This is a genomic window from Eudoraea sp. (assembly GCF_049669105.1).
Lineage (GTDB): Bacteria > Bacteroidota > Bacteroidia > Flavobacteriales > Flavobacteriaceae > Eudoraea.
This window is the reverse complement of sequence record NZ_JBATKE010000176.1, coordinates 1-3,669: the sequence shown is the minus strand read 5'-3', so window position 1 is coordinate 3,669 and position 3,669 is coordinate 1. Positions and strand designations below refer to the sequence as shown.

The following is a 3,669-nucleotide window of genomic DNA, read 5'->3' as shown; positions in this document are numbered from 1 at the left end:
AAGTAACCCTTCGCAACACCTGTTGCTAGTCCTTTGAATCCGTGATTAATACCATCCCATACAGCATGCACTGATTCTGCAGGTATCTCCGCCGTATAGAAGATATCCAAGAGCAATTCGTCGATCTGATTCGCCTCAAATATGAGGTATGTCTCGTTTCTAGCAAACCACATTCGCAAGAGCTCTGCATCATCAACGGATAGCGCTTCAAACTGTGCCTTCATCTCATCGCTATTGCCCTTTAGAACAACAGGCGGGCGATTTGGGTCACTCAGACCAGCATTGGCTAGCGTAGCGTCAAATGCCATGGACATCGCGCCGCTTGCGAAATTGCCACCATTGGCGGCTGAAACAGATCCGCCAAGTACCGATCGTCCCACGAACCCCGCGCCTCCACGCAGTCTACCTGCAACGGATCGCGCCGTTCCGGCCACCAGAGCATTGGTCAACGCACTTCTAAATCCGTGCCCGAATTTGCCACCCATTAGTTGCGTTGTTATGCCTCCGGCCAGTCCATAACCAACGGCCCGATCGAGGAATCGTGAGCCAGTAAGTCCTAACTTCTCAAATCCCGAGGAAAATCCCGAGAATGCGGCTGACGATAACGTTCCGACAATAAGGTTCTCCAAAGGCACGCCTCTAGCCAACTCGCGCCCCGAGTTTATAACGAAAGCTGGGATCCAGTTCTCCGCGAACGCTGTAGCTATCACTGTGAATATCTGCACCCACGGGAAATGACCGGTCGGATCGGTCGCGTTTAGAGGGTTATTTAGGATGTAGCTGTACCGATTGAGACTCTGCGATTCTGTCGGATCGGACACGAATGGATCAGCTTGCACAAAGCGCCCCATAAACGGATCGTAGATTCGGCCGTTCATATGAATCAGGCCGACTTCATCCATCATTTCATGACCTGTGAAGCCACGCTTAGTGATATCTGTCAGACTTAAAAGCACCAGGGGCGGCATCGGTTTCGTCCAGTCCTGACCGCTTCGACGTTCGCCCCAAGCATCAAAAGAGTAATAGACGACGTTTTCGCCTTGATCGTCGGAAATAGCATCAATTGATCCGAGATGGTCATGAAACACGTACCTAGTCGTTCGGCTGTCTTCTGTCCCGTTTGAGAACACGCTTGTTTCGATGGCAACGCCAGCGACATACCGACGGCGCTCCTGTTTGCCATCCGGGCGGTCAACTATTTCAACGCTACCTAGGTAATAGGTGTGAGTCGTTCCAGCAGCTCCTGCGTCTTTCCTGTAGTAGCGTGCGCGGTCCGGAGCGTATTCGAACTCCGTCGTGTGCTCCGAAGTCGAGATACTGACTGGTTTGTCGAAAGTCGAGTAAGCAAGGGATCGTATTCCGTCGGACTCAAGATTGCCGTTGCGATCGTAGTCTAGAGAGGCGCCATTGAAAAATGTGACTGCGTGCGGGCCGGCGTTCGTCCCATCACCGTATTCATAGGTTCCGGTCACACCTGTCTTGGTCAGTATGTTGCCCAGGTGACTAGCATCATATGTGACGGTCTGCGGTAACGTTGGAACTCCATAAGTCGTCAGCCGATTCAGACCATCGTATCCGAAGGATTCGGAGAGATTCTTCGTGCCGCTCATCTCCTGCCGAGTGAGCAGGTTTCCGACCGTGTCCCAAGTGTACGTTAGGTCCTGAATTTCGGAGCCATACTTGTCAAATGCCAGAATAGTGTTGGTGCGACCGGTGGCGTGGAAATATGAGTAGTAAGCTGTCGCTGCACCGCCAGGCAGATCAGAAGAAATACCCCTTGTCTCTTTCGTAACCTGCCCGCGTGCGTTCATTACGTCGATACGTTGGTAGATCGTCCGAGAAACACCGCTGACGACCAGTGCATCGCCAATACTCTCGCGATAACCGAAGGCGTTGTATGTTGATTTGCACGCTAGATTGACCCGGCTTTTGCAAGCTGGAAATGACCCGCATCAATCAGATGCGAATAGCAACCATTTCAAATGGTCTAGGAAACAGCAGACGGGTCAGTTTTCGATGCAAGAAATGGCCATTTTTGGCTCAAATTTCGGTGCAAATCAACACACCGTGTCTATTCATAGTCTTGTACTTCGTCGTCGGTATCTTCAATCGGCCAGGGAATCCGCTCTGCTGGGATGATTTGACCTTCTGTTACCGGGTCACAATGGATTCGGTTCTTGGGTGTCATTTCATCGCGTGGAATTCTCACATAGCCGTGATAGAAACGATCAGACACCATTTGCTCAGCAATTAGCGGCCAGTCCACACCGACCATCAGATCTGTATAAAGGAGGCGTCCGCGCAGAGCATCGACCATTTGCCGAACCAGGTGGAAGTGAGGCCGTATGTACGGCAGCCTTCCCAGGGTTGGCAAGGAGCGATAGAGATCTGCGATATGAATCATATGCATCTCGTCGCGACGCTCGGCTTCGGCCTTCCGAACCAGAGCCAGAATTAGCGCGAAGGCATGAATGTCTCCCCGCAAATAGAGCATCATCGAATCATCTTCGTGAAATGGCACTTTGCGCTGCAATTTGTCTGTAGGCGACAATAGCTCTGGAAACTGATATGCGTAAAAATCGAAACCTTTGTTCTTCGGTATATAGCTCGCAATTGACTTTTGCACTTCCCTTGCAGATACAGGGTAGTCGCGAAGCAGCCACCACGCGGGATTGCTGAATAGCTCAAAGCTTCCTGGCACTTCTTTCTCCAGCTTCCTTGCTGATCCGGGCCCTGGCGTTACCTCGCCTTTCCGCCACTGATCGACCAAGTACGAACGAGATCTGTCCTTGCCTACCCGCCTCTTGAGCTCTTCCCACGACCAATTGGTCTTTGTCAGAACGTAGCTCAGCCACACGTCTCCCCGCAGGCGCTGCCACGGCCCCGGATCAAACTCAAATCCCTTCAGATGCTTGCCAAGTTCTTCAGAAAAGCTGAGCCGACGATTGCGAAATATCGCAGGCAGTTTTTTGCGCGTAACTTCTAGCAACATGGTAGGCCTCCTTGGGGTACGGTTGGAGTATGCCAAAAGTGCGCAAAGGCCTTTGGAATACGCAGGATAAGACCAATGGTCGCAAAGTCGCGTGAAGAGCGGATCCTCGACCACTACGGCGAGCTTCTCACCGCCGCCGACGTGGCCGAAGTCTTCCGATACTCATCAGCCGCAGCCGTCCGGCAAGCTCATGCCGCGGGACGCCTTCCTGTCCTGCTTCGCCAGTTCCCTAATCGTCGCGGATGGTTCGCCTCTGCGGCATCTGTCGTGGAGGCCCTCAATCAGCTTGATGATGGCGTTGGCGAGCCTGGGCCATCCGGATGGCGGCCCGATGAAGACTGAAACTTCGACGCCCTCGAGAAGACGGGCGGATGCTTCACAACCAAATGGGGAGGATCTGCAATGACCGGATAAAAGAAACCCATCGACAGGAGGCCTGACGACGGGCTTCTAGCAGTGGCCGAAACCACCGATTGCACTCACAGTATCAGCCTCTGCTGACATCACGTCAAGCCTCCGATTTTCTCTATAAATCAATGTATTCGCACGATATGTCGTGCGACAAGGAGATTCATCATGCTTGCGAATCCACTAATAGCCGATGTTCACGATACTGTGGCGCAGTTCGGCCTGCCAGATTTAGGCCGGCGATACGTCGATCGAGCGCTGGACGAGGG

General features: G+C 52.7%; 2 protein-coding genes. Both read right to left on the bottom strand.

Translation table 11 applies throughout. The features are described 5' to 3' along the window. Window positions 1-1,811 (bottom strand): RHS repeat domain-containing protein (locus WBM60_RS13695; protein ID WP_424283202.1); only part of this gene is annotated, 1,811 nt, incomplete at its 3' end. Between the two features lie 260 nt (window positions 1,812-2,071). Further along, entirely contained in the window at window positions 2,072-2,992 is a 921-nt protein-coding gene (locus WBM60_RS13690; RefSeq protein ID WP_424283201.1) for a hypothetical protein, read from the bottom strand. Window positions 2,993-3,669: the final 677 nt, after the last annotated feature.